The following is a 25693-nucleotide window of genomic DNA, read 5'->3' as shown; positions in this document are numbered from 1 at the left end:
CTAAGAGTCAAGGGCAGTCAGAGAATGTAACGAAGTCAGAACTATTGTTTCAGGCTCGCAATTCTGTAGCCTTTGATACAGTTTGGCTTGCTATTGTAAAAGGGTAAGGGAACAGAGACATCCAAAACGCCGGAGGAACCGATATGTCTGTTAACGACCAAGCACGCGCCCTGATGATGCGTCACCACCAAATGGTCAAGAACCGTCAGCAGTCGATGCTGACTCGTTCTAACGTCGAAATCGGTATGCCCGGAGATCTTGAGCACTGGAGCCACATTCAAGGTAAGCCCAGCGCCGACGCTAGCCGCTCTTATGATCGCAGCGGGTCTGCCCTGAGCTAGAGCGCTTCACCTACAGGCTTGTCGTTGACGAGTAGCCTCGTTGACGATAAAACAACCGCCCAGACCATTCATTTGGCCTGGGCGGTCAGGTGTTTAAGAGCCTTTCTCCTTAAGCTCTACCTGAGTCGAAGGGGCTACAACGCTATCAAACAAGATCACGTAGGTGCCTTGGGGGATCAGCCGTCGCAGCACTTGCACGTGGGCATCGGCATCATTGCGCCGCCGAAACCGGGCGACGGTAATGCGCTGCATTTAGGGCAGCAACCGCACAATACACCAGGGTGAGAGAGCATCGCGGTAGGGTGTGAAGCTACTGGCTAGGGCGTTGAGAACTGGTTTTGGACAGGTCAAAGGTTCAGCCGCCGAGGGTGGCTGTTGGGCTGGTATCATGAATGCACCTCCCGTTTAGGGATATAGGACGTAGTCGCTCCGAAGTTTTCCAGGCTCCCGGAGCGACTGCTTTTTGACTAGACAAAAACGAGTTAGGTGGTTTTCCACCTTAATATCATTAAAGGGTGGTTTTTCACCTGTGTCAATAGATGCATGGGACGATCAGGAAGAGTTAGGCTGAAAATTCGAGAACTTGCAGAAGAGCGAGGGATTACGATCAAGGAAATCGCTGATCGTGCTGGCGTTAATTACAATACCGTCAAGAGCTATGCACGGCTTCCTACAGTGAACACTGCTGATTTATCAGCGCTGTACAAAATTGCTAAGGCTTTTGACATTGCGATCGAAGACCTGATCGAGTTGGTCGAGGATTAATAACTCACTTCAGATTGTTCGATGACTATTCATCGTGTAACTGCCTTTCAGCTATAGGCTATCGAGTAATGGGGCAACAACTTCTTGAGTTGCTTTGCTGGTCATGACTGGAACAATTTCAAAAGTTGCTCCCGAACCACACCACTTCAAAATCCATTCCTGAAATAAGCTAAGGTCGTCACATTCCATGAGCTGAAAACATCTGCTGAAGTTTGGTTCTACCCAACTGTCAATGTATTTCAAGCCTTCGGGAAACAGTCTTCCTTCATCACGAATTTGCTGATAGATTGGCAGCATGTCATTGTCCTTGAATCGCTCAATGACCATGAACAGCATTTGTTAGTCCTCAAATTCTAAGCCAGAGTGTAGGGTACGTTGTCACCTTGATGCAACCCACCGATTTTCCTAAAGAAAGTGCTTTCTGCACGATCTGATGCGTTACCCATTACGATGACGCACCCTACAGTACTATTCAACGCGTGTCAGACCTGAAGGGTTCTTGCTGTCCCTTGGCCTTATCACACTTCAGCCAGCACTGCTGGGTTGGAGATCTCAGACTGATCTGCTGCGCTCAACAGTTCACCCGTTAGGCTGAAAGGGCGCACCTCAGTGATTCTGACTTTAGCAAATCGGCCCTTTAGCTCAGTCGAGTCGCCCTTAAAGAACGTCAAACGATTGCCTCGTGTACGGCCCATCACCTGAGTGGGGTCTTTGGGGTTGGCATCTTCTACCAGCACTTCTTCAATGCGTCCGGCGTAGCGCTGGGAGCGTTCTGCGGCTTTGATTGAAACCAGGTGGTTGAGCTGCTGTAGCCGATCGGCCTTGGTCGTTTCGTCGAGCTGGTTGTCCCATAGGGCTGCGGGCGTGCCGGGGCGGGGTGAGTAGGCTGCCGTATTGAGCAAGTCGAAGCCGATATCCTCTACTAGCTTCAGCGTGTTTTGAAACTGCTGCTCGGTTTCGCCGGGGAAGCCGACGATTGCATCGGCGCTAATCGAAGCGTCCGGCATGTACTCCCGAATGGTGTGGATAATGCGGCGGTACTTTTCGTGGGTGTAGCCCCGCGCCATAGCTTTGAGCAGGTCATTGTCGCCCGACTGGAAGGGAATGTGGAAGTGCTCACACACTTTTGGCAGTTCGGCACAGGCGCGGATTAACCGCTCGGTAAAATAGCGGGGATGGCTGGTGGCAAAGCGGATGCGATCGATGCCGGGCACCTCGTGGACGAAGTAGAGCAGATCGGTGAAGGTGTGCTGATGCCGTCCCTCAGCCGTAGCGCCGGGCAAGTCTCGACCGTAGGCATCGATATTTTGGCCTAGCAGCGTCACTTCTTTAAAGCCCTGACAGCTCAGGTCTTCCATCTCGGCTCGAATGGCCTCTGGCGTGCGCGATTGCTCAACACCGCGCACGCTAGGTACTACACAGTAGGTGCAGCGCTCGTTGCAGCCGTAGATCACGTTTACCCAGGCTGTAATGGCGCTATCGCGGCGGGGCTTGGTGATGTCTTCGAGAATATCAACGGCATCGGTCGCAACCACTTGGCCGCCCTCGAACACTTGCTCTAGCAGATCTTGCAGGCGGTTGGCGTGCTGTGGCCCCATGACTAGATCTAGTTCGGGCACCCGCCGTAGCAGCGACTCACCTTCTTGCTGAGCCACACAGCCTGCCACAATTAGCGTTAGCGCCGGCTCTTCCTGCTTGCGCTTGGCCTGCCGCCCCAGATAGGAATAAACCTTTTGCTCAGCATTATCGCGAATGGTGCAGGTGTTGTAGAGAATGACGTCGGCCTGGTTAGGGTCTTCGGCCCACTCCATGCCCATTGCATCTAAGATTCCGGCCATCCGTTCTGAGTCGGCCTTGTTCATCTGACAGCCGAAGGTGGTGATGTGGTAGCGGCGAGAGGCAGTCATGGGTAGGTAATCGTCAGCTATGGCGGGCAGGGTGCAGTCTTAAATGTTAGCGCGGCGCGTCCCTTCCAGGGAATAGGCGGGTTTTAGGGAAGTAGCGGCAGTACTTGATCTTCGGCTATCACATAGGCTATGGCTTGACGAGAGAAGGGCACCTCATAGCCGCCAGTGAAGTCGCCAAAGGAGGGCAGCGTTAGCCGTTTGCGGTGGGGCTCCCAGTAGAAGCAGGGCAGCCGTAGGGTATCTAACCTCGACTTCAGCCGTACGCAGGGGTGGATATGGCCGCAGATGTTGAGTTGGCTAGCGCTCGGGTAGGGTTCGTGGCTGAGAATCAGGCCGTTGGTTATAACCGCTTCGGTAAAACAAACTAGCGTGAGCTGGTTAAAGAGGTCGGGTAGGGGGCGGTCGTGGTTACCCAGGACTAGATGCGCAGTCACCTGGGTGCGGTGCAGGAACTTGAGCCAACCGTCAATCACCTCATCTACTAGCCCTTCTTGAGCATGAAATAGATCGCCTAGGATCCAGAGGTAATCAGGCTTGACCTGGTTGCAGGCTTGCTCTAAGCGCTGCAGCGTCGCCTGATTAACTTGATTAGAAACGGGTAGGCCGTAGCTTTGAAAGGTCTCAGACTTGCCCAGGTGGAGGTCGGAGACGAGAAGCGATCGCATCTCCTCTACATACACAGCCTTCTCCGGCAGGAGCTGCAGCCGCAGCTGGTCCACCACAATTTCCTGCATGTACCCCTGCGTCTGTCCCATGATCAAAGAGAATTGAGGGATTGGCCCTGATACTGTCTGGCCGATATTGGCAAAGTCGTTATTCCATTATTCATGACCCTGGCTCCCTGGCGTTCTTCTCTGGCCCGTGCCCTACATCGCAACCGCAGTCGGCCTTACAGCCGCTATCTGCAGCTAGCTACTCTTCGGTCCAACGGCAGGCCCGCTAACCGCACTGTGGTGTTTAGAGGGTTCATGCAGGACAGCAATACCCTCACTTTAATCACCGACGCCCGTAGCGAGAAGGTGGGCCACATAGCCCACCAACCCTGGGCCGAGGCCTGCTGGTACTTTACCGAAACCCGTGAACAGTATCGCCTTACCGGCACGCTGCTGTTGATCAATGCCTCCTACCCAGATGCAGTTCTGCAAACAGCCCGGCAGCAGACCTGGGAGAGTTTGTCAGAAGCGGCCCGTGCCCAGTTTACTTGGCCTGCCTCTGGCCAGACCCGCGACTCGCAAAGTGCTTTTGAAGCCCCTGCGCCGCATCCTTCTATCCCGCTGGAGTCATTTTGTCTGCTGCTGCTGCTGCCAGTAGAGGTCGATCATCTGGAGCTTAGAGGAGATCCTCAAACTAGAACGCACTACCGTTTTGTGGAGCCGGAGCAGTGGGTGGTTGAGTCGATTAATCCGTGAAAGGTGGAAGACAGAGGGGTAGAGGGCCGAAGGGAAAGGGCAGCACTTCGGCGCTGTAAGGAAAAAACAAGGTAGAGAGGTGGCTGTGGCGGAGGCTAAATGCCAGAGCCGTCGAGAAACTCTTCGATAACGCGGTCTTTGATCCGGCAGCTAGCTGGTGTAAGGGCTTCGCGCAGTTCTGTGGAAGCGCTGGCGATTACGAAGATGGGCTGCTCTGCTGGGGGCTGCAAATCTCCAACCTGTTGCTCTAGAGCCTCAATGCGGTCAACCAAAGCGCGAATTACCTGGGCTTCTGAGTCGGGCAGACGACCGTGCTCCAGCGCATCCACTCGCTCTCCTGAGCGAAAGACGATGCGACCCGGCACCCCTACTACTGTGCAGTCAGAGGGCACCTCTCGCAGCACAACTGACCCAGCCCCAATGCGAACGTTGTGACCAATTTGAATGTTGCCAAGGACTTTGGCACCCGCTCCGACGACGACATTGTCTCCCAGGGTGGGGTGGCGCTTGCCGCTTTCTTTACCTGTACCGCCCAAAGTTACGCCCTGGTAGATCAGAGCGTAGTCTCCAACGATGGCTGTTTCACCAATTACCACGCCCATGCCGTGGTCAATAAACACCCCGCTGCCAATGGTGGCCCCTGGGTGGATCTCAATGCCCGTTAGGAAGCGGGCCAAATGGGAGATCAGGCGGGGCACAAAGGGTAGGCCCAGAGCCCAGAGCCAGTGGCTAACCCGGTGAAAAACCAGCGCATGAAAACCTGGGTAACAGGTTAGTACCTCTAACCAACTGCGCGCGGCGGGGTCACGCTCAAAGACGATGCGAAAGTCTTTTACCAGGGTTTTAAACACAGCCATAGCCTCTTGGAATAGGCGCATCAACGTTTATATTAGCGTGTCTTCCGGGCGCTATAGCTGGGCGGATTACTGCCCAACCGTCAGGGTGTAGTTGTGCCGCTGTCCCTGGTCGTGAGTGCCAACCCAAATCCGGTAGGTGCCTGCCCTAAAGTCGTTATCTTGTACTGAGGCATCTAGGTTGCGGCGGTCGGTGTCATCACCGCAGCGAATTTCGTTATCGTTGGGGCCTTGAATTAGCAGGGTGGTGTCGTTGCCGCCGCTGTTGACTTGCACAGTGAGGCTAGAAAAATCTTGCTGCAGCGTCAAAATGTGGTCGGGGGTAGACGCTGCAAATCCAGCACAGATGTTGCCGCTGCGATCGCGACCCGCAATAGTTGAAAGGGTAAAGAAGCCGGAGGTATGGCCCTGAGCGCTGCCTGTTAGGCTCCCGCTTCCCAGGGTGATTGCCTCAAAGTTAGCGTTTTGGGCTAGGGCGGGTGCAGTTCCCAACAGACCCAGTAAGCCACCCAGCATAACCAGTTTGGACCAGGGAGATGAGAAACGAGCTTTCATATCAGTTTATTGAGTTCTACTTCTTAGCTTGCTTTAGATTTAGTTTTATTCATGACTACAGTAGACAGAATCTGAAAGTGTCCCTCGATACATCTCAGCATCCGTGTTGTGTAGATGGCTGTATGAGTGCATGTTCTTAAGAATGTCTTTACAAGAGTAGGGCTGCTTTCAAACGATAGGATTGTTTTTTGACCCGTCGAAAACCGGGTGGCTTACAAGTTTACAAAAACAATGGCTCTACCCCTGCTGCTGCTTCTATTGATAGTTATTTCCAGCAAGCTCCTGTCGGATCTAATTGACTGGAGCCCTGACCTGATTAGCTCCGTGCTGCTTCCGCCTAAGTGGCTGCTCTGGTTTGGTCTAATTGCTGTGTTGACCTGGCTCAGCGGCGACGAATAATAAGGCTAACCAGTTAACTCTCATTAGGGCTGACGCGTTCTGAGGACAGCGCTTGCTTAATTCGAAAGTTGCCCTATCACCTCAGTAATTTTACGAGGGCTGTTGGCTTTTTCTGTTTTTAATATGGACAAGAATGAACTGCTGTGAAGGGGAGTAGAGTGGCTCAGGTACACAACGATATTGACTGGGAACAGCTGCACGAACTTTCTGGGAACGATCCAGAGTTTGAACAGGAGCTGCTACAAATTTTTCTGAAAGATTCTCAGGGACAGATAACTTACTTGGAATCTGCTTGGTCCAGCCACGACCTTGCTGAAGTCCGCCAAATTGCACACCACATTAAGGGAGCCAGTGCCAATGTAGGGGCAGTGACCCTTTCTACCTTGGCGGCTCAAATCGAAGTAGCGGCCCGGAATCAACAGCCTGAGGCGATCCCCCAAGCTTTAGCAAGCCTCAGTCAAAGCCTCGAAAGACTGCAACACAGCCTGGGCAATGGATGACCCTATGGCTCCGTAGTCCCATAAAGCTCTGGCATGTCTCGAGATGGCGGCAAGGTTCTAGAATCTCGGGTTTCGATATATCCCGTATAAAAGGCTCCTGGCTCAATTTCTAGAGAGCCTGCCACAACATCTCCCTCCAATCGTGAGGTGCTGCTTAGGGTGAGCTTACCTTCGGCATGGACCCGTGCCTTTAACACACCCTGAACCATGATGTTTTTGGCTCTAACTTCTGGCCCTTCGATCAACCCGGTTGCGGAAATTTCTAGGTCTCCCTGTACTTCCACAGTGCCGTGAATAATGCCGTCTACCCGAAGCATGCCTTCGGCATGAAGGGTTCCTTCAAATTCGGTTTTGTTGCTGAGGTAGGTCAGTAGAGGTGCCGGTTTCCGTTTAAACATGGAGGTCGTGAAGTGCAATAGATGGTGAATGCTGCCTATCAGGAACTTTTGTGGGAGCAGGAGATGTGTCCAACCACTGGGGAATGCACCACCCAAAGCATAGAGGATATCGCTCTAGGAGTTGGCATTTCTTTATTATTGCCGCATAAGAAAATCGCTTAACTCCGCCTGTTGTAGCATCCCTTACTTTTTGGACTACAGTTCTCGGTGCTTTGTCCTGTGACGGGGGAGCCGCTGGAGTGCGTCTCGGCGGATGGGTCGCTGCTGCAGCCCTGCCAACGCATTATGTCATTGTGACTAGGTAAGTAGGTAGCTAGAAATAGTCACTGTGGGCAAGTGTATAGCTAAGGAGCATTCAAGAAAAGTGAAGCCATGCTTGGAGGGCTATAGCGATCTCTGAGGCTGCTCGCTTTTATCCCAGTAACGGGCATATTTAATTTGGGCTATCCATTTAGCATTTTTTCCTCAAAATGGATCGACTAAAAGTAAGAATCCTTTGATTGGGGATGGGGCTCCAAACTTGAGCCATTCGAGAGAGCACCTGATCAGGTTCAAACGCCTATGCTATATATGATCCCCAGATTTAGGGAAGTTCTTCATGAATATTCCTTGAGGAAAGCGAAGAAAAACCTTAGTTTTTCACATGTTTCCAAAATACCGGGGATCAATAGAAAAGGGCTTTGAATCGCTTTTCTAATGAGAAAAGCATTTTTTTAACAAATGTATTGAAAAATACCTTCCGTTGGATAGAAACCTACCTTCGGAATTAAGCAAACAGAGAGGAATTCATCATGACTGCCGTAGAACTAAAAACTGGTTTTAATCAAGCCATAACCTCCTTCAAACAGGCAAATGCTGACTGTAAGCTGGCCGTTCTAGAGCATGCTTACTGCAATCTGAGACATGCGATCGCATCTCCGGCCCCAGCTGCTTTGTTCTCTCAGGTCGTCAATCACCTGATCCGTCAGTTTCAGCAGGTGCGGCGGGAAGACCGACCAGAGACCCTCAAGGAAATTCTCGTTGGAGCGGAAACTCGCTTTGGCCGGGAATATTCCACGCTAAATATTAATATGCGGTTAGCGTTTTGGTATCGCCTGTCCCAAGATATGGATCCGGCTTTGGTAGATGCGGCTAAAAACTGTCGAAAAAACTCCAGCACAGCCCAGGAAATCATTGAGCTGATTGATGAAATGGATCTCAACCAGCAAATGCATTTTCTTCGCCAAGTTCTTAGCCCAGGGGCTGCCTGCTAAAAGCTGTTCGATGGCTCTGGAGAGTGCGCGTAGATTGAGGAGGGGGCAGGAGACTGCCCCCTTTGAATTGAGAGCCCCTTGCTTTGGGCTAGTTTTTGGGCTGGCTATGGCTTTACCGCGTCAAACAGCCAAGCGAACAGGCTAGGATAAACTTGCTGCGAGGAGGCGTGCCGTGTTTTTTAGTGTTGTGATTCCCACGTACAACCGCAAGGCGATTTTGGAGAAGTGCCTGCGGGCGATGGAGCAGCAATCGCTAACTCCGGGTGGATTGGTGGAGGGCTACGAAATCGTGGTGGTAGATGATGGATCTACCGACGGCACGGTTGATTGGCTGCAAAGCAGCACCGCTTTTCCCCACGTCCGGCTGTTTGAGCAAAACCATTTAGGGCCAGCAGCGGCCCGCAACCTAGGGGTTGAAAAAGCGGCAGGGGACACTGTTATTTTTATTGATAGTGATTTGGTGGTGCTGGAGGGCTTTTTACAGCACCATGCAGATGCGCTGGTAGCTGCCCAGCAGCGGCTAGGAAACGACAGGGTGTTTACCTATGGGCGGGTAGTCAACACCTGCAACTTTGAGAACCCAACCTCTGAACCCTTTAAAGTAACGGACTACTCTCAAGCTTTTTTTGCAACGGGCAATGTTGCGATCGCAAAGCACTGGCTCGAAAAAGCGGGCCTGTTCGACACCCGCTTTACCCTCTACGGCTGGGAAGATCTCGAACTGGGAGTGCGCCTGAAGAATTTAGGGCTGAGCCTAGTCAAAGTACCTGAGGCGGTGGGCTATCATTGGCACCCACCTTTTGCCCTTGACCAAGTGCCCAACCTAATTGACAAAGAAATTCAGCGGGGCCGTATGGGGGTGCTGTTTTACCAAAAACACCCCACGCTAGAAGTTCGCATGATGATTCAAATGACCTGGCTGCACCGCATTCTTTGGGGTGGACTGTCTTTGGGCGGGCTGCTCAACGAGAAGACAATGGCTCCTCTATTGCAGTGGCTAATCAATCAGGGTAAGCCCCAGCTAGCGCTGGAGGTAGCCCGTGTTTTCCTCAACTGGTACAACGTTCAGGGTGTTTACGCCGCCTACGGTGAGAGCCAACAGGCTTGAGCTATTTAAGCGGCCGTTTGAAAAGTAGCAGGGCTTACCTAAATTCCCCTAGTCTTCCTTGAGGAGGGAACTCTTCACCCCATTCTTAAGAGGTAGGGGAATCCTTGCCAAGTGAGTGTGCAGGAAACATCCTCTAGGGCTGAGCGTCGAGAACTTAGAGTCACCCAAGCAGGTTTTATAAAAAACGTTTCTTAGGAACAACCATCTTTTAAGAGAGCGGTTAAAATTCAATCAAATTAAATTCTTCTGTTTTCCTTGCGAGAACAGAAGCGTTATCGCTTGTTCTCCTGGCTTTGAAAGAAAAATGGAGGTCCATTTCAATTCATTGCTTTGCATTTCATCAAGGCAACATTACTCCGTTAGGGGCAGGTCATCCTGTGCCCTTTTTTTATACCCTTTTGTTATTCAATCTCTTTCCCAAAACCTTTTTCAGTTCGAGTTGTTGATATGAACTACAGCTTTGACATTGTTGGTGTTTCGCCGACGCTCCAATTTTTTAACTATCAGCAGAAAGTAGAGCAAACGCCTAGGCGCAGTAAGGCTTACCTAGGCAGTTACTGCTGCACTTTGGATGCCTTTATTGAGGCCACAGACATTGTTCACCAGAAGCCCGACTGGAACTGGGATGAAGTCGTTAATTCTATGGTCGATTTTTGGCTGAATCAGGAGGAGAGCATCCGTCATTGGAAAAGCGAGCTACAAAATTCGGGCGGCGACAGCCTTCTGATTGCGCGGGTTGCCAACTTAAAATCCCTGCGCTCTGAATTTGAGCACTTGTTTGATCCCGGAGTTTGAAACTAGGGCTGCTAAAAGTAGGTAGGCAACTTCTCTAGCTCTAGCCGATTAAACATAAAGTTTGTTGACCCTAGGGAGGTGGGCAACACCCACCTCGAATTCATTATGCTGCTGTAGAGCTGCAAACTTTATGACATGAGTATAACCGGCATGATTCGGCCTCTAGAAAAGCTGCCGCGCTGGCTAATTTGGGAGATAGCTATCCCCCTGACCATATTGAATGGCTGGTTGTTCTACAAGTTATTTCAAACATTTCAAGCGCCGATTGCGCTGTTGGTGACCGCAACGCTGCTATCGTTTTTGCTCAACTATCCGATTGAGCTGCTGATGAAGCAAGGATTAAAGCGGGGCTTCAGTGTTCTGATAATCTTTCTGCTAACGCTTGGGGGCATTGCCTTACTGGGCGCACTACTGGTGCCAATTTTGGTCACTCAGCTGACGGAACTAGCCAACAAATTACCTGTTTGGCTAGACTCTGGCGGGGAACAGTTTCAGGCCCTAGACCAATGGCTGATGGCACACCAAATTCCGCTAGATACCTCTGCTCTAGTGGCTGGACTGGCGGATGCTTTGCCGGAGGAACTAGGCCAGTTGCCAGACCAAGTACTGGAATTAGTCACGGGGGCAGCGGATAGCGTTATTGGGATACTGGTAACGGTGGTGCTGACCCTGTATATGCTGCTGCACGGGCGCGAATTTTGGTACGGGCTGATTCGTTGGCTGCCGGGGAATTGGGGGCTGGAGGTGCGGGTGGCTCTGAAAGAGCAGTTCAAAAACTACTTTGTGGGTCAGGCAACGGTGGCGGGGCTGATGGCGGCTACACTGACGACGGTTTTTTTCCTGCTCAAAATTCCTTTTTGGCTAGTTCTGGGATTAAGCATTGGGGGGCTGGTGCTGATTCCCTTTGGTGACACGGTTGCCGTTTTGGTGGCGAGTCTGCTGTTGAGTTTTCAGAGCCTTTGGTTAGGCCTGGAAGTTTTTGTAGTTACGCTCGTGATTGACCAGCTCATTGACAATGGCGTGGCTCCTAGAATTTTGGGCAATTTAGTTGGGGTTAATCCTGTATGGGTAATTTTGTCTCTGCTGGTAGGAGCCCAGTTTGGCGGGGTCTTGGGTTTGGTGATTGCGGTGCCGTTGGCAGGGTCAATCAAGCGAATTTTTAATGACCTACTTCCCTTCGATGAGCTGACCATAGAAGGAGAAAGCTCTTGATTGAGCGCTTGATTGAGCGATAGGGAGGATGCGATCGCATCCTCCCTACCAAATCTCGCTCCTGCAAAATCAGCCTGTTACGCGGTTATAGGCTCAGCGTCGCGCTGAGGATGGAGGCTGGTGCCCTGCTGTAGAGCCGTATAGAGACGGTTCAACGCATTCACGTAAGCGTGGGCAGAAGCAACCACGATATCGGTATTGGCGGCATGGCCAGAGTAGACCCTGTCTTCGTGGCGAATGCGGATAGTGACCTCGCCAATGGCATCGATCCCGGCGGTGACCGACTGCACGGTGTATTCGATGAGCTGGTTAGGAATATCGACCACCCGGTTAATCGCTCTATAGACCGCATCTACTGGGCCGGTGCCAATGGCGGCATCCATTAGCTCTTGGCCATCGGGAGTGCGAACCGTGACCGTTGCTGTGGGACGAGACTTATCGCCGCAAGAAACCTGTACCAGATCCAGATAGAAGTGCTCCAGCGTTTGCTGAGTTTCGTCATTGGCGATGGCTTCGATGTCCCAGTCGGTAATTTCTTTTTTCTTATCGGCTAGATCTTTAAAGCGCAGGAAGGCGCGGTTGAGTTCTTGATCGGGCAGCTCATGGCCTAATTCTTTGAGCCGGGTGCGGAAGGCGTTGCGGCCAGAGTGCTTACCCAACACGATCTGGTTGTCGTTGAGGCCGATGGACTGGGCATCCATGATTTCGTAGGTGAGCTTGTGCTTGAGCACACCATCTTGGTGGATGCCTGACTCGTGGGCAAAGGCGTTGGCTCCGACGATGGCCTTGTTGGGCTGCACAAACATGCCGGTCAGGTTCGACACTAGGCGGGAGGTCTTGTAGATCTGGCGGGTGTCGATGTTGGTGAGCGGGGCTTCAGAATCGACAGGTCGACCTAGGAAGGGGTTGTAGTACTGGCGGCGCACGTGCAGACCCATAACCAGTTCTTCTAAGGCAGCATTTCCGGCCCGTTCACCGATGCCGTTGATGGTGCATTCAAGCTGGCGGGCTCCGTTTTTCACTGCTTCGAGGAAGTTGGCGACAGCTAGGCCCAAATCGTTGTGGCCGTGGACGGAAATCACCGCCTGATCAATGTTGGGCACGTTTTCTTTGATGCCTTTGATCAGCCCGCCAAACTCAGTCGGGGTGAGATAGCCCACGGTATCTGGAATATTGACGGTGGTGGCTCCGGCTGCGATCGCAACCTCTAGCATTTCGTACAAAAACTCGGGATCTGAGCGACCTGCATCTTCGGGGGAAAACTCCACATCGTCAGTGAAAGTTTTGGCGTAGGCCACCATATCTTTAGCAATGGCCAACACTTCGGGGCGGGTCTTGCGCAGCTTGTACTGCAGGTGAATGTCGGACGTGGCAATGAAGGTATGAATGCGCCACTTGGCTGCCGGCTGAAGCGCTCTGGCAGCTATTTCAATGTCCTGCTGGGTCGCTCTCGCTAGTCCGCAGATGATGGGGCCATCGGGCGTACCGACGTTTTGAGCAATTTTTTGCACTGCTTCAAAGTCACCAGGGCTAGCAAAGGGAAACCCGGCTTCGATGATGTCAACCCCCAGCCGGGCCAGCTGCCGCGCAATAGTTAACTTTTCTTCCACGTTTAGGGTTGCGCCAGGCGATTGCTCCCCATCTCGAAGCGTGGTGTCAAAGATCAAAATACGGTCTGGGTTAGATTGAGTGCTCATCAGTGTGAACGTCAGATAAACGACACGGTAGCGACACTGTTCATTCTAAAGCTACCCCACGCATCCATTGCGGTAACTCCGCTGATATTTGAGCATTCGGTAACGTGCAGGATGTCTGGCATCATCACTTGCTTTCTAAAGCAGCAGATAAGATGCTGACAAAAACTGTTCGCCATATAACTATAGGTAGTCCAAAATCTCAAGGAACAGACTGCTGCTTTAGAAGCAATCGTGCTCGTAATGAGTAAGAGAATTTGCTCAAAAAATGAATCAATAATGAAATAGCTTTGTGACTATTCTTTGAAGTAAAACAGTAGCTTTGCTGAGGGTGTTTGCTGTAGGTTTGTAAAGAGATACTGGGCACGACTAACCTCAGTTTCTCTGTGCTAATCCTGCAAAATACCCAATGTTATCAGCTTTTACTGCCGGCCTTCTCCTAATTACGATTGCAGAATTGGGCGATAAAACCTTTTTTATTGCCGCGATTCTGGCCACTCGCCACCCACGCCGCTGGGTCTTTGTGGGTGCGATCGCAGCGCTGGCAGCAATGACAATTATTTCAGTTTTAACCGGGCAAGTAGCCGGGCTGTTGCCCAGACACTATGTCAAAGTGGCAGAGGTCGTTCTGTTTTTAGGGTTTGGCCTAAAGATGCTATACGATGCCCTGCAGATGTCTGGCCAGGAAACTTTGGAAGACGAATGCAAAGAAGCGGCAGAACTTTTGGAAGAATCAGGCAGATTGCCCCCGGCTGTTGCGCCCTGGTCGATCATTTCTAAAGCTTTTACCCTGACTTTTTTAGCTGAATGGGGCGATCGCACTCAAATTGCCACCATTACCTTAGCTGCAGGCAACAATCCCTTTGGCGTTGCCATTGGAGCCACTTTGGGCCACGCCATCTGTGCTGCTATAGCAGTGCTTTTTGGCAAGCTAGTTGCCGGACGGCTTTCTGAGAAGACGCTCATGCTGCTGGGAGGCGGGCTATTTATCGTGTTTGGCCTGGTGGCAGCTTTCAATATTGCCTAAAGTCTGCGCGGGCTGGTCGCAATCCTTAGCCCAGCCCTTTCAGCAACTATTGGCCTGATTGCGGTTGGCAAAGGGCCGCACAGTCTTGGGCAATGGCCCATTCCTCTTGGGTGTGAATCACCAGCACCCGCACAGCAGAATCGGCAGCAGCAATGTCTTGATCGTCTGGGGATCGCTCAAGTTTAGCTGGATCTAATCTCAGTCCTAAAAACTGGAAGGCAGCACAGGCCTTTTCCCACACCAGAGGACTGTTTTCACCCATTCCAGCTGTAAATACTAGGGCATCTACCCCCCCCAGGCTAGCCAGCATCGCACCTATTTCTCGCCGCAGACGGTGAATGAACAGATCGAGAGCTAGCTGGGCGCGGGGATTTTGGGATGCGATCGCATCCACCACCCCCCGCAAATCGTTAGACACGCCCGAGACTCCCAGCAGCCCCGACTCTTTATTCAGCAGGTGGTCGAGCTGATCGGCGCTGTAGTCTTCGCTCCGCATCAAGTGAATCAAAATCCCCGGATCAACGCTGCCTGAGCGGCTGCCCATCATTAGCCCATCTAGGGGGGTAAAGCCCATTGTGGTATCAATGCTCTGGCCCTCCTTTATCGCTGCCAGAGAACAACCGTTGCCTAGATGGCAAGTAATCAGCTTTAGCTCAGCTAGATCTCGATTTAGCAGTTCAGCAGCCCGCCGCGCCACGTATTTATGGCTAATGCCGTGGAACCCATAGCGACGAATGCCCTTTTCCCACCATTCGTAAGGGCCAGGATAGGTTGCGGCGGCAGCGGGCAGCGAAGCGTGAAAGGCAGTGTCAAAGGCGGCAATCTGAGGCACATCTCCCAGTAACTGCTCCAGCACCTCAATGCCCTCCAGGTTGGCTGGATTGTGCGATGGAGCCAGGGGAATCAGATCGTGGATGGTGGTTTTGACCGCCTCAGTAAGGCGAACGCTGTCGCTGTAGTTCTGCCCGCCATGAACTACCCGATGGCCCACCGCATCGATCTCTGAGAGGGAGCCGATCACTTGAGTAGACCCTTGGTGCAATGTCTTCAGTAGGCACTCAAGGCCCTCCTGACGAGAGTCGGTGGTGATCACTTCCTGGATAGATTCCCCTGCTGCCGTGTGGGCAGACAGCTCAACCTGGCCCGCCTGATGGCTCCAATCGAGTTGGCCCCGCCAGATCGGAGTCGGTGCGGAGCCAGCACCGTCTGTCCTCGAAGTTAGGTCAAACAAGCTGCTTTTATGACTGCTCGATCCGGCATTGAGGACAAGGATTTTCATGCCTCTGAGCGGAACTCGGCAATCATGGCCGGGGTATGCATAACCGTGTCGGCAATTGAAGCAGCGCTGTTGAGAACGTGAAAGTACTCAATTTTTTGGTTGATTGCTTCCAGTTCTGTCCGGAGGCGGGCTGCTTCAGCTGTGTCGGCAGCTTCAATCTGTCCCAGGATCTGTCCTTGAGCAATTTTGTAAAAGGACTGCATATCTCGGAAAAAGGAGTGCAGCTCGCTTACAACGCCAATAGGACTTTGGTCTTTCAGGCCGAAAATAGGCTTTTGATTTTCCATGAGAGGCTGGCAATGTTAAGTAGTGAGATTCTATGAACTTTTGGGAAAAACTGGGGGTTTAGAGTGCCTTTACAGGAAATTTGCCTATGTGCCCGGTCTAGCATCTAGCTCCTCTGGCAAGTGAGAACGGTCGCCATGCTTGACCAGGAGCGGGCCATGAGACCCGAAATCGACAACGGAGACGGAGGCGACAGGAAGGGCAATGCGATAGCGATACCGCCCTAGGTCAATGCCCAGCAGACTGCACAGCAAAATGCGGATGGTGGCTTTGTGAGACACGACCAAGACGTTGCCCTCGCTATGCTTGGCCTCGATCTCGGCAATCACCAGGGAGGCGCGGCTAGCAATTTGCACAGAGGTTTCACCGTCAGTTGGTGGGTTCCAGGCAGGTTCGGTGAGCCAGCGCACATGTTCATCATTAAAGTGCTGCTTAACGTATTCAGGGGTCTGTCCCTCCCACTGCCCGTAGTCAATTTCTTTAAGGCCGTCGCGGAGCTGCATCTCCAGGCCAGCCGCTTGGCAGAGGGGCTTAGCAGTGGCGATGGTGCGCTTCATCGGGCTGACGTAAACGGCCTGCCAGGAGAAATGCTGGTATTTTTCCGCAAAGGCCTCAGCCATTTCTAGCCCTTCTGGGGTGAGTTCGGGGTCGATGCGGCCGCAGAAGCCCCCAGTTTGGCTGGCTTCGGTTTCTCCATGGCGGAGGAAGTAGAGAGAGAGAACCATAAAGTTGTTTGTTGACTGGATACTGTTGACAGGGTAGCAGGAGCGTAAAGGGGGCGCTCGCTGTGTGCACTACCATTCCAGTACGTCCTTCAGGTGCTGCAAATCTTTCTCGACCGCAAGCTTGTCTGCCACAAACTGCTCGTCAGACATCCCCGGCTGGCCAAATAAGCTGAATACGAACTCACTCCCATTGCCGTTGGGTAGAACTCGCATGGGATTGCGAACAACTGGCCCGATTCGAATAGATTTGTTTTTGTAGAGATATTAAGTGTTGAAAACAACTTTATTTTTGGCACACAGAAGCAAGTTTGATTGATACGCTTGCGACATGCGAACTCGTAGTGAGTATGATTTAATGCAAAATTTGAGCCTCTGAGCCTAGTTAATGCTTTGTAAATCCCTGGCTTTGCCAAGACGACTCGAATAGGCTTGGCCGGAGAATCTTGAGCCATGCCCAAGTTAGTAGCTAACGAGTCATCTTTCGCAAGTAAGGGGCTGGGCAAATGTTGTTCAATCATGAGGGCCAACGTGTCCCTCAAGTCACTTTTCGAATGTTTGCAGAGGTGGGTTGGTATGATCTTTCGACGGCGGATCTCTTTAATTACAAAGCCGTGGTGGTATTTGCGGTGCCGGGAGCCTTTACCTGCCCGCATTCTCCTATTCAACTGTTAACCTACAACGAATATGCCAAGGTATTTCGAGCGAACGGAATCGATGAGATTCACTGCATTTCGGTAAACGATCCGTTTTCGCTGGCGGCTTGGGCTCAAGCAGAAGGAGCCGATCAGGTGCGCTTTATACCTGATGTGAATGGCGACTTTACCCGCGGGATGGGAATGATGGTGAACCTTTCCGATAAAGGGATGGGATACCGCTCTTGGCGCTATTCCATGCTCGTGAAAGATGGAGTTGTTGAAAAAATGTTTGTCGAACGAGATGGCTTTGAGGCGATGCCTGTGTTTTCTAATGCCGAAACCATGTTGAACTACATCAATTCAGAGGCTAAGCAACCCGAGCAAACGGCTGTGCTAATGCAAATGTGGCGGACGATGCTTTCCGTTTAAAGAGTGATGTAGAGAAGAAAAAACACACCACAATACCACAACACACAACAGGAGATATCATGAGCAGCGAAAGCGGATGTCCGTTTACAGGCGGAGGTCAGAGAAAGACTCGTCAGGTGACGGCGAACCGAGACTGGTGGCCGCATTACTTGAATCTGAGTATTCTCCACCAGCACTCACGCCAGGCGAATCCTATGGATGAGTCGTTTAACTACGCTGAGGAGTTTAAGAGTCTTGATTTAGCTGCCCTGAGAGCAGATATCTATGAGCTGATGACCACCTCCCAGGACTGGTGGCCAGCTGACTACGGTCATTATGGGCCGCTCTTCATCCGGATGGCTTGGCACAGCGCGGGCACGTATCGTATTGGTGACGGCCGCGGCGGTGCGGGATCGGGTAGTCAGCGGTTTGAGCCGCTCAACAGTTGGCCAGACAATGCCAACCTCGATAAGGCGCGCATGTTGCTTTGGCCAGTTAAGCAGAAATACGGCAAGAAAATCTCGTGGGCCGACCTAATGATCTTCGCCGGCAACTGCGCCTTGGAGTCGATGGGCTTCAAGACGTTGGGCTTTGCCGGTGGGCGCGTGGACGTCTGGGAGCCAGAAGAAGATATCTACTGGGGTTCTGAGAAAACCTGGCTCGGCAATGAGCGTTATGAAGAAGATCGAGTTTTGCTGAATCCCCTTGCTGCCGTTCAGATGGGCCTGATCTACGTCAACCCAGAAGGGCCAGACGGCGAGCCTGATCCGCTTGGCTCAGGGCGCGACATTCGCGAAACCTTTGGCCGAATGGCGATGAATGACGAGGAGACAGTTGCGCTCACCGCTGGTGGGCATACCTTTGGCAAATGCCACGGTGCGGGCGAGGCGACGCATGTAGGGGCTGAGCCTGGGAGTGCCACCATTATGGATCAGGGCCTCGGCTGGAAGAGCACCTTCAACACGGGTGTCGGCGTCGATGCGATTACCAGCGGTATCGAAGGCGCATGGACTCCCACGCCGACGCAGTGGGACAACACTTATCTCGAAACCCTGTTTAAATATGACTGGGAGCTGACGAAGAGCCCCGCTGGTGCGTGGCAGTGGAAGCCCAAGGGCGACGCTGGTGCGGATACTGTGCCCGATGCGCACGATCCGTCGAGACGCCACGCCCCTATGATGACCACAGCGGATATGTCCATGAAGATGGACCCCGTCTACAACCAGATTGCGCAGCGCTACCGCGACAACCCGGATGAGTTTGCAGAGGCGTTTGCTAAGGCGTGGTTTAAGCTGACGCACCGCGACATGGGACCCCGCTCCCGCTACCTCGGCCCTGAGGTTCCTCAGGAAGAGTTCCTGTGGCAAGATCCCATTCCGGCAGTCGATCATGAATTGGTTAATGGGCAGGACGTCGCTGCGCTCAAAGACAAGATTCTAGCCTCGGGACTGTCTATCTCCCAACTGGTTTCAACTGCTTGGGCGTCGGCGTCAACGTTCCGCTGCTCTGATATGCGAGGCGGGGCAAATGGGGCGCGCATTCGTCTTGCGCCGCAGAAGGATTGGGAAGTTAACCAGCCAGATCAGTTGGCAACGGTGCTGCAAACCCTAGAGGGAATCCAACAGGAGTTCAACAGCTCGCAGATTGGCGGCAAGCGGGTTTCGCTTGCTGACCTGATTGTTCTGGGTGGATGTGCGGCCATTTGGCAAGCGGCGAAGAACGCGGGTAACGATGTGGCAGTGCCCTTTCAGCCGGGACGCACGGATGCGTCGCAAGAGAAAACGGATGTTGAGTCTTTTGCCCCACTTGAGCCGACTGCAGACGGGTTCCGCAACTACACTAGCGGCAAACACAGCGAAACGCTCGAGGAGGTGCTGGTTGATCGGGCGCAGTTGCTGTCTCTGTCGGCCCCTCAGATGACGGTTCTCTTGGGCGGTTTGCGCGTTTTGGGCGCGAACTTTGGAGGGTCTAAACACGGCGTCTTCACCGATCGGCCAGAGACGCTGACCAATGACTTCTTCGTGAACCTGCTCGACTTGGGCACGACGTGGAAGGCGACCTCCGAAGATGAATATGAGTTTGAGGGGAGCGATCGCAAAACCGGCGAACAAAAGTGGACTGCTACCCGAGTTGACCTCGTCTTTGGCTCAAACTCCCAGCTCCGAGCCATCGCAGAGGTCTACGGATGTGTGGACTCGCAGCAGAAGTTTGTGAATGACTTTGTGGCGACGTGGGACAAGGTGATGAACCTTGATCGCTATGACCTTCGCGCAGTCCAGGCGTCTAGCTCTGCAAGGGGTTTCTAAGCTAGTGTCAGCTACGTTAACCTGCGGCAATCTTGAACGTAGGTAAAAGTTAGAGAGAAAAATCGAGAGCGGCGTTTCAACTTATCTTGAAACGCCGCTCTCGGCTTTAGACCCTGATGTCAAAGCTATTTAGAGAGCTGCAATTGAGTTCCTAGTGGTGGCCATCTGTGAAACCGTTAACATAACTCAAAGCACACAGAAAATCGAATATATAAAATAGCTGCCCACAACATTGTGTGAAGCTGCATGCAGAGTAAATCTAACATCTTTGTACGTCGCTGCTTGTTCCAAAGCATAACGGCAAAACGCAGCGGCGGCAGATAGCTTGGCATCCCCACAAGCGGCTTTCGTCCGTCTGCTGCCGTGAAGTGTTAGCCTGCGCAACTATAAATGATTGGGCATGAAATCAAGCTCTGCAAGTATTTTTTGACACTTTGCAGGTTGAATATTTATTTGGTTTGGGCTCTGAAATCTTCTTTGTTCAAAGTCATATTTTTTCACCATAGTTTGCCCATGTATTATCAATAATTGTGGGCTATTCTATGCCATCTCTTTGGCTTCTGCCACCTGTATTAACCCTGAAAACAGAATTTTTATCCTAGCTTTGCAGGAGCTTCAATAGTTCTACCCTGCTCCTAACACCCTTCTCGCTAGGGGCTAATGCTTATATACAAGGCAGAGGCTTAGGATGCGCCACACGGTGATGACTTGACCAAAGGCCAAACTACGGAAAAAGGCTTTAAGCATTATAGAAAAAGCCAGGTCGACCTCATTTCAAAATAGAGCTGAAACTTTTTGGGGCTAAACCAGTCTATTCGATCTTGCTGTATAGGTAGTCATCGAACAAGGGGGCAACAATTCACGGTGTGACAGTTGAAATAGCGGAAAGTTGATCGGCAACGGTGACAGAAAGAGACATTACTTTATTGGAAGTAGCAGCACACAATTTCCACGTGTATTTAGGCGAGGGATGATTAAAGCTGCTCATTTGCCTTCATTAGCTAAACAAAGCGCTCTTAAGCAATTTTTTTGGACCTTGCGGAAACTAATAGCATTGGCAGTCCCCCCAAACTGATTCAACAAGAACTAGATCAGGAAATATCGGCTGAAACAGCCTATTAGAGTAGAGAGTCGCGATCGCAGTCGTGACCAAAATCTACTAAAAATGCATCTACTTCTTTTCCCATCTTTGGAGTTTTCATCATGTCTAATGCTTTTCGTCTAAAGTCTGGAACGGCTCTCGTACTGGCCTTAGGGTTGGGTTTCGGTGCCTTTACTCCGATGATTACAGCCGCACCGGTAGTTGCCCAAACCCAAACTCAAACTCAGTTTACCGATGTGTCTTCAGGGTACTGGGCACGTCAATTTATCACCAGTTTGGCGGAGCGAAACATCATTGCCGGTTTTCCAGACGGTACCTTTCGGCCCGACGAGCCGGTAACCCGCGCCCAGTTTGCCGCTATGGTTCGTCAGGCCTTTAACCAGTCTGCAGTGCGCGGGGCGACATCCTTTGTGGATGTACCGGCTAATTACTGGGCCGCCGCTGCCATTAGTGAGGCTAACATGATGGGATTTTTGTCGGGCTACCCCGGTAATGTATTCCGCCCCAATGAAAACATTCCTCGGGCGCAGGTGCTAGTTTCTCTATCTAACGGGCTGAACTACACCGCCAGCAACCAAAACAGTGTTCAAGTTTACCGCGACGCTGCCCAAATTCCTCAGTATGCGGTGGCTAGTTTAGCGGCGGCGACAGAACGGCGCATGGTGGTTAACTATCCTGATGTGCAGGCGTTGAGGCCCAACCAAACAGCGACCCGGGCCGATGTGGCGGCCTTCATCTACCAGGCTCTGGCTAGCCAAAATCAGGTGGCGACTGTCAACTCTCCCTACATTGTCGGGCAACAGCAGGCGGCGACTCAGTCCACTGTGCCTGCCGGTACTGTGATAACCACAAACTACGAACAGAGCGACAAAGTGGTTGTGCTCCCCGACGAGACTGCTGCTCTAACCCTCAACGTGACTCAAGCCGTCACCGATAGTACCGGACGAGTGCTAATTCCGGTGGGTAGTCAGGTGGTGGGAGAACTGCGCCCCAGCGCCAATGGCTCTCAGTTTGTGGCCCAGGAACTGGTCCTGCCAGGGGGGCAGCGGATGGCGATTAACGCTACCTCGCAAACCGTCACCACTAGAGAAACAATCCGCCAGGGTGGCACCTTTGGTGAGACGCTGGCGGGTGCGGTGCTGGGGTCCGGCGCGGCTGCCGCGATCGCCCGCACTACTGGCGACCAAAGGGCTGATGCTCTAGAGGTCTTGGCCGGAACTGCCACCGGGGCCACGCTGGGTCGAATCTTTGGGCGCAACCAGGTTGATGTAATTGCCATTAACCCCGCCCGCGATCTGAGCTTGACCGTCAATGCACCCCTGATGCTGTCAGGGCGATAGAGCACTGTTAAAGCGTCAGTAAGTCAGTTTCACCCCTGGGGAAAGACTTACCCAGGGGTGTTGCTTTATGTGGCGGCGCAGGACAGGCTCAAACCATAACCCCCGCTGCCGAAGCACCGGGGGCTGATTCTGTATAGGGGTCTTGATGTTAAGGTGTTTTGTATAGAGCAAGACGCTCTTGCCCATTTCTACAATGCCCTAGATTAGGGCCATCCGCCACGCCATGCCCCTATCTTTACGGAGAGTTGGTGTAATTACGGAGAACCCTCAGGTTTACGCCATTGTGATGCTGGTCGGCTTTGTTGCATGAACAGTGCAAGAGGCAGGTGTTCTGTGTCAGGAATCGAGACCTAAGCCTCAACCGGATAGCTATCGGGCTTGGCCAGTTGAATTATGCGGTTGAGCGCTGCACGCTGCAAGAAGAGTTCGACGGCCTGGTTGTCAAAGGTCCGTGAGCGAACATGCCCCCAAAGGTGACTTCGCACCCGCCGTTTGTGGTGCGATCGCAAAACCGGCGAACAAAAGTGGACTGCTACCCGAGTTGACCTCATCTTCGGCTCAAACTCGCAGCTCCGCGCCCTACCGGAAGTCTATGACTGTGTGGACTCTGAGCAGAAGTTTGTGAATGACTTTGTGGTGGCGTGGGACAAGGTAATGAACCTTGATCGCTATGCTCTTAAAGCAGTTCAAGCGTCAAGCTCTGCAAGGGGTTTCTAAGCCGAGTGTTAGCTACGCTAACCTGCGGCCATCTCGAACGTAGGTAGAAGCTAACAACAAACTGAGAGCGGGGTTGCAAGTTAAGTTGAACCCCGCTCTCAGCTTTAAGCCCAGATACCAAAACTGTTAACGTTTAAGTTCAGCGGACGCGGCGCTGTAACGCCAGAGAAGAAAAAGTCGGCAGTTCTGTGCTCCGCTGCAACGATTGGTTAGCTAGTTATCTCTTCCATGCCCACCCTCCGACATTGGGCCATGACTTTCTTGCCTCAATGTTGCATAACTGGGACTGTTCAAACGTGGCCTTGGGAATCCTCATACGCGCATAGGAATCACTTGTTATTGCAACTAAATAGAAGCCGTAGCCTTTGCGAATGGTAGTTGCATCAGCACCTTTTGGACTAACTACCAATGCCTTGTTCTTGGGCGAGTTAATGTAAGCGGAGAAACAATGCCCAGACTTGAACACGCTGCCTCTATCTCGCCCCCTCCATTCAACCGAAAAATCGTTGACCACTTCATAATTTGGTCCACCGTATTGAACTGTTCCAACGACCCCTTGCTCTGGATTATCTGGTGGTGTAAATGGGCAACCGCTGTCTCCGATGCAATCAGTGTCGCTGCGCGAGAATTGTGCTTTACCATCAACGCTCACCATTACGATTTCTTCAGGCATCCGAACCTGGTACCGTGTTAACCCAAACAGTTTCTCGAGAAAGCCGTTCTTTACCTGCCAAGACCAACTGCCCCAATACCTTACTTCGGGCTTAAAGTTGGAGTAGTCAACCTGTAACTCTTTCAGGTTAGAATAAATGTTTGGGTAGCTGAATCGAATTGCTTCATCAATGATTTCTCGCTGCTCCACGTACTCTAATCTCTTCCACGAGAATCCTGTGAGGTTGCCAGCTTCATATAGTAGAAGAGATAAGAGCAACAATATGAAGATCATGCGACGCATAGTATTGGGCTAACTCGTAATTAGAGAGAAACTTTCTGCCTAACGACCGTTTTCAGCGGCAGCAGATCGACCTGAACGATAGAAAGGAATGTTCAACTGTCCGCTGCAACGCGATTGTTAGACCTCGCCGCTAGATGAGTTTCTAATTCATTCTAGTTGCCACAGAATCTCGCCCATTCTGATGAATTATTACATTTGATGCCTTGCCTGTTTCATCCACCTTAAAAGTGAGTTGGAGATCTAACACTTTGAGAAAAAACTGAGTCGAGGACGCTGGAAAAATCTCCATGCGGTCTTCTCCAGTAAAGTTCATAAAGATACGCTTAGATTCGGTCGTGATGATTAAGTTGTACTTTGGAGCAAATTCGTAAGCTCCACTATACTCTCCCACATAAGCTTCATAGACAGCAGAATCAAGGTTGATTGCTTGTGGTGGAGTTGGCATTCTGTACGGTTCGTTGAACAAAATCGCAGCTAAATCATTCTCGATCCTCTCGATCGAAACATCGCCAACATTGCTCAATGCAATTACAACTGCTTTTTCGCTGGGGTAGCGGGACAAGATTGCACGAAAACCATGAATGGCTCCATACCACATCTGGCGATCGCGTCCATAGTGAGTATCAATGCTCCAGCCATAGCCGCAGTATTCTTTCGGTTCACTTGAACCTACGCGAACGAGTGGGGAAAACATAATATTTCTAGAGTGTTCATTCAGCACCGCATCGGTATAGAGAGCTTGATCCCACTTATAAAGATCTTCAGTAGTTGAGTACATTCCTCCGGCTCCAGAGGGCTGTGACATATCCCAAAAAGGCGGATTTCGATATCCTGCTTCAGTTAGGAGGTAGCCTGATGCTCGGTGTGGCAAAACCAATTCTTGCTGGTCATAGCCTGAATTCAGCATATTTGCAGGCTCAAGAATGTGTTGTCGTAAGTAATCTGCATAGGATTGACCAGAAGCAACCTCGATAATTTTTGCTAGAAGCACGTAACCAGAATTGGTCGGTCGGTAGCGCTCTCCGGGCACAAAATGTAAAGGTTTATCGCTGAACCAAGAGATCAATTCGTCGAGTGTAACCTTAAGAGGTTGCTTCTTTTCGGCATCAGGAAAGCTCGTAAAGTTGGGAATGCCTGCGGTGTTAGTCAACAGGTGATGAATAGTAATTTGCTCACCGTTTGGATAATTAGGTACATAGGCTGAAATGGAGTGCCGCACATCGAGCAACCCTTGTTCCTGAAGTTTTAGAACTGCCGCTGCTGTAAACGGCTTTGTGAGCGAAGCGATACGGAACTTAGTTTGAGAAGTGTTTAAGACCCCATGCTCAAGGTTTGCCATACCGTAACTTTGATGAAATATCACTTCGCCTGCACAAGCAACCAAGGCAGACCCCATAAAGAAACCTGTTTCCAGATAGGCTTGAAGATATTCTGCCATCTTGCTTGCAGTTGACATGGCTTATTCTTCTCCCTGTCTTTCCATAAAAGTGTTGAAGAACCTAATGCATTTGCTCGAAATAGTTAACTTCATAGGACTGCGATCGCTCCACAGATAATTTTAAAAATACTTTGATCTTGAATACAAACAGAATATCTTCAAACGACCGCCTCACCGACAAGTCAGAGGTCTAACTAGATATTAAGTGTCAAATCCGCTTGCTAAGCCCCCTATCCAAGGTATTATCTGTCGGGTCTACGGGATAATACCCAGATCTTAAGAAATT

General features: G+C 51.5%; 27 protein-coding genes and 2 pseudogenes. 13 read left to right on the top strand and 16 right to left on the bottom strand.

What is annotated here, in order from left to right; translation table 11 throughout:
• Nucleotides 1-143: 143 nt before the first annotated feature.
• Entirely contained in the window at nucleotides 144-341 is a 198-nt protein-coding gene (locus tag H6G13_RS02340) for a hypothetical protein (protein ID WP_190481560.1), read from the top strand.
• Nucleotides 342-434: 93 nt separating this feature from the next.
• On the opposite strand, the gene H6G13_RS02335 is transcribed toward H6G13_RS02340, so the two are convergent.
• Together H6G13_RS02335 and H6G13_RS02330 are read right to left on the bottom strand one after the other, a co-directional pair.
• A complete protein-coding gene (locus tag H6G13_RS02335) occupies nucleotides 435-593 on the bottom strand; it encodes a hypothetical protein (RefSeq protein WP_190481559.1) in 159 nt (52 codons plus the stop codon).
• On the bottom strand, nucleotides 594-731 hold the full coding sequence (locus H6G13_RS02330) for a hypothetical protein (protein WP_190481558.1): 138 nt from the start codon (nucleotides 729-731) through the stop codon (nucleotides 594-596).
• A gap of 153 nt (nucleotides 732-884) precedes the next feature.
• On the opposite strand from H6G13_RS02330, the gene H6G13_RS02325 reads away from it, so the two are divergent.
• Entirely contained in the window at nucleotides 885-1106 is a 222-nt protein-coding gene (locus tag H6G13_RS02325; RefSeq protein ID WP_190481557.1) for a helix-turn-helix transcriptional regulator, read from the top strand.
• Nucleotides 1107-1157: 51 nt separating this feature from the next.
• Here the strand turns inward: H6G13_RS02325 and H6G13_RS02320 are convergent, their stop codons facing one another.
• From H6G13_RS02320 to pdeM, 3 genes are all read right to left on the bottom strand, one after another.
• Entirely contained in the window at nucleotides 1158-1442 is a 285-nt protein-coding gene (locus tag H6G13_RS02320; protein ID WP_190481556.1) for a DUF3303 family protein, read from the bottom strand.
• Nucleotides 1443-1624: 182 nt separating this feature from the next.
• Nucleotides 1625-3013 carry a tRNA (N6-isopentenyl adenosine(37)-C2)-methylthiotransferase MiaB gene (miaB, locus tag H6G13_RS02315; RefSeq protein WP_190481555.1) on the bottom strand — a complete coding sequence of 463 codons (1389 nt, stop codon included), beginning with the start codon at nucleotides 3011-3013 and terminating at the stop codon, nucleotides 1625-1627.
• A gap of 83 nt (nucleotides 3014-3096) precedes the next feature.
• A complete protein-coding gene (gene pdeM / locus H6G13_RS02310) occupies nucleotides 3097-3768 on the bottom strand; it encodes a ligase-associated DNA damage response endonuclease PdeM (protein WP_190481554.1) in 672 nt (223 codons plus the stop codon).
• 72 nt (nucleotides 3769-3840) lie between these two features.
• Between pdeM and H6G13_RS02305 the strand changes: the two genes are divergently transcribed.
• The gene (locus H6G13_RS02305; protein WP_190481553.1) at nucleotides 3841-4422 is read left to right on the top strand and encodes an Npun_F5749 family FMN-dependent PPOX-type flavoprotein; all 582 of its coding nucleotides are present in this window, start codon (nucleotides 3841-3843) and stop codon (nucleotides 4420-4422) included.
• Nucleotides 4423-4517: 95 nt separating this feature from the next.
• Here the strand turns inward: H6G13_RS02305 and cysE are convergent, their stop codons facing one another.
• Both cysE and H6G13_RS02295 read right to left on the bottom strand, forming a co-directional pair.
• Nucleotides 4518-5300, bottom strand: a complete 783-nt coding sequence (gene cysE / locus H6G13_RS02300) for a serine O-acetyltransferase (protein WP_277882472.1) — start codon at nucleotides 5298-5300, stop codon at nucleotides 4518-4520.
• Nucleotides 5301-5345: 45 nt separating this feature from the next.
• The gene (locus H6G13_RS02295) at nucleotides 5346-5831 is read right to left on the bottom strand and encodes a hypothetical protein (protein WP_190481551.1); all 486 of its coding nucleotides are present in this window, start codon (nucleotides 5829-5831) and stop codon (nucleotides 5346-5348) included.
• Between the two features lie 231 nt (nucleotides 5832-6062).
• Between H6G13_RS02295 and H6G13_RS02290 the strand changes: the two genes are divergently transcribed.
• Nucleotides 6063-6230, top strand: coding sequence for a hypothetical protein (locus tag H6G13_RS02290; RefSeq protein ID WP_190481550.1), 168 nt, complete (start codon nucleotides 6063-6065; stop codon nucleotides 6228-6230).
• 158 nt (nucleotides 6231-6388) lie between these two features.
• A complete protein-coding gene (locus tag H6G13_RS28530) occupies nucleotides 6389-6730 on the top strand; it encodes an Hpt domain-containing protein (RefSeq protein ID WP_190481549.1) in 342 nt (113 codons plus the stop codon).
• Nucleotides 6731-6732: 2 nt separating this feature from the next.
• Here H6G13_RS28530 and H6G13_RS02280 read toward each other — a convergent pair whose 3' ends face one another.
• A complete protein-coding gene (locus tag H6G13_RS02280) occupies nucleotides 6733-7128 on the bottom strand; it encodes a polymer-forming cytoskeletal protein (protein ID WP_190481548.1) in 396 nt (131 codons plus the stop codon).
• 791 nt (nucleotides 7129-7919) lie between these two features.
• Between H6G13_RS02280 and H6G13_RS02275 the strand changes: the two genes are divergently transcribed.
• The 4 genes from H6G13_RS02275 to H6G13_RS02260 all read left to right on the top strand — a co-directional run bounded on the left by H6G13_RS02275 (nucleotide 7920) and on the right by H6G13_RS02260 (nucleotide 11496).
• The gene (locus H6G13_RS02275) at nucleotides 7920-8381 is read left to right on the top strand and encodes an orange carotenoid protein N-terminal domain-containing protein (protein WP_190481547.1); all 462 of its coding nucleotides are present in this window, start codon (nucleotides 7920-7922) and stop codon (nucleotides 8379-8381) included.
• Nucleotides 8382-8553: 172 nt separating this feature from the next.
• Nucleotides 8554-9489, top strand: coding sequence for a glycosyltransferase (locus tag H6G13_RS02270; protein WP_190481546.1), 936 nt, complete (start codon nucleotides 8554-8556; stop codon nucleotides 9487-9489).
• A gap of 447 nt (nucleotides 9490-9936) precedes the next feature.
• Nucleotides 9937-10284 (top strand): hypothetical protein, encoded by a 348-nt coding sequence (locus H6G13_RS02265; protein ID WP_190481545.1) that lies wholly within the window; start codon nucleotides 9937-9939, stop codon nucleotides 10282-10284.
• 135 nt (nucleotides 10285-10419) lie between these two features.
• On the top strand, nucleotides 10420-11496 hold the full coding sequence (locus H6G13_RS02260; RefSeq protein WP_242028077.1) for an AI-2E family transporter: 1077 nt from the start codon (nucleotides 10420-10422) through the stop codon (nucleotides 11494-11496).
• A gap of 77 nt (nucleotides 11497-11573) precedes the next feature.
• On the opposite strand, the gene H6G13_RS02255 is transcribed toward H6G13_RS02260, so the two are convergent.
• Complete coding sequence (locus tag H6G13_RS02255) at nucleotides 11574-13193, bottom strand: 2-isopropylmalate synthase (RefSeq protein ID WP_190481544.1); 1620 nt, start codon at nucleotides 13191-13193, stop codon at nucleotides 11574-11576.
• 406 nt (nucleotides 13194-13599) lie between these two features.
• Here H6G13_RS02255 and H6G13_RS02250 point away from each other — a divergent pair, with 406 nt between their 5' ends.
• The gene (locus H6G13_RS02250) at nucleotides 13600-14217 is read left to right on the top strand and encodes a TMEM165/GDT1 family protein (RefSeq protein WP_190481543.1); all 618 of its coding nucleotides are present in this window, start codon (nucleotides 13600-13602) and stop codon (nucleotides 14215-14217) included.
• Between the two features lie 46 nt (nucleotides 14218-14263).
• Here the strand turns inward: H6G13_RS02250 and H6G13_RS02245 are convergent, their stop codons facing one another.
• From H6G13_RS02245 to H6G13_RS02230, 4 genes and pseudogenes are all read right to left on the bottom strand, one after another.
• Nucleotides 14264-15496, bottom strand: coding sequence for an acetate kinase (locus tag H6G13_RS02245; RefSeq protein WP_190481542.1), 1233 nt, complete (start codon nucleotides 15494-15496; stop codon nucleotides 14264-14266).
• A complete protein-coding gene (locus H6G13_RS02240) occupies nucleotides 15493-15783 on the bottom strand; it encodes a hypothetical protein (protein ID WP_190481541.1) in 291 nt (96 codons plus the stop codon). The genes H6G13_RS02245 and H6G13_RS02240 overlap by 4 nt, the downstream gene beginning before the upstream one ends.
• An 84-nt stretch (nucleotides 15784-15867) precedes the next feature.
• Nucleotides 15868-16506, bottom strand: a complete 639-nt coding sequence (locus H6G13_RS02235; protein WP_190481540.1) for a histidine phosphatase family protein — start codon at nucleotides 16504-16506, stop codon at nucleotides 15868-15870.
• Between the two features lie 69 nt (nucleotides 16507-16575).
• A pseudogene (locus tag H6G13_RS02230) lies at nucleotides 16576-16740 on the bottom strand (SRPBCC family protein); the annotation flags it as partial.
• A 269-nt stretch (nucleotides 16741-17009) separates the two neighbouring features.
• On the opposite strand from H6G13_RS02230, the gene H6G13_RS02225 reads away from it, so the two are divergent.
• The 3 genes from H6G13_RS02225 to H6G13_RS02215 all read left to right on the top strand — a co-directional run bounded on the left by H6G13_RS02225 (nucleotide 17010) and on the right by H6G13_RS02215 (nucleotide 22297).
• A complete protein-coding gene (locus tag H6G13_RS02225) occupies nucleotides 17010-17570 on the top strand; it encodes a redoxin family protein (RefSeq protein WP_190481539.1) in 561 nt (186 codons plus the stop codon).
• 59 nt (nucleotides 17571-17629) lie between these two features.
• The gene (gene katG, locus H6G13_RS02220) at nucleotides 17630-19855 is read left to right on the top strand and encodes a catalase/peroxidase HPI (protein ID WP_190481538.1); all 2226 of its coding nucleotides are present in this window, start codon (nucleotides 17630-17632) and stop codon (nucleotides 19853-19855) included.
• A 1203-nt stretch (nucleotides 19856-21058) separates the two neighbouring features.
• Nucleotides 21059-22297, top strand: a complete 1239-nt coding sequence (locus tag H6G13_RS02215; protein WP_190481537.1) for an S-layer homology domain-containing protein — start codon at nucleotides 21059-21061, stop codon at nucleotides 22295-22297.
• Between the two features lie 350 nt (nucleotides 22298-22647).
• Here H6G13_RS02215 and H6G13_RS02210 read toward each other — a convergent pair.
• The 3 genes and pseudogenes from H6G13_RS02210 to H6G13_RS02200 all read right to left on the bottom strand — a co-directional run.
• Nucleotides 22648-22764 (bottom strand): annotated as a pseudogene (locus H6G13_RS02210) (IS5/IS1182 family transposase); the annotation flags it as partial.
• Between the two features lie 467 nt (nucleotides 22765-23231).
• Nucleotides 23232-23969 (bottom strand): hypothetical protein, encoded by a 738-nt coding sequence (locus H6G13_RS02205; protein WP_190481536.1) that lies wholly within the window; start codon nucleotides 23967-23969, stop codon nucleotides 23232-23234.
• A 142-nt stretch (nucleotides 23970-24111) separates the two neighbouring features.
• A complete protein-coding gene (locus tag H6G13_RS02200; RefSeq protein WP_199305686.1) occupies nucleotides 24112-25425 on the bottom strand; it encodes a serine hydrolase in 1314 nt (437 codons plus the stop codon).
• Between the last annotated feature and the right edge of the window lie 268 nt (nucleotides 25426-25693).

Source organism: Pseudanabaena sp. FACHB-2040 (assembly GCF_014696715.1).
GTDB lineage: Bacteria > Cyanobacteriota > Cyanobacteriia > Phormidesmidales > Phormidesmidaceae > JACVSF01.
This window is presented reverse-complemented; position numbering and strand designations above follow the sequence as displayed.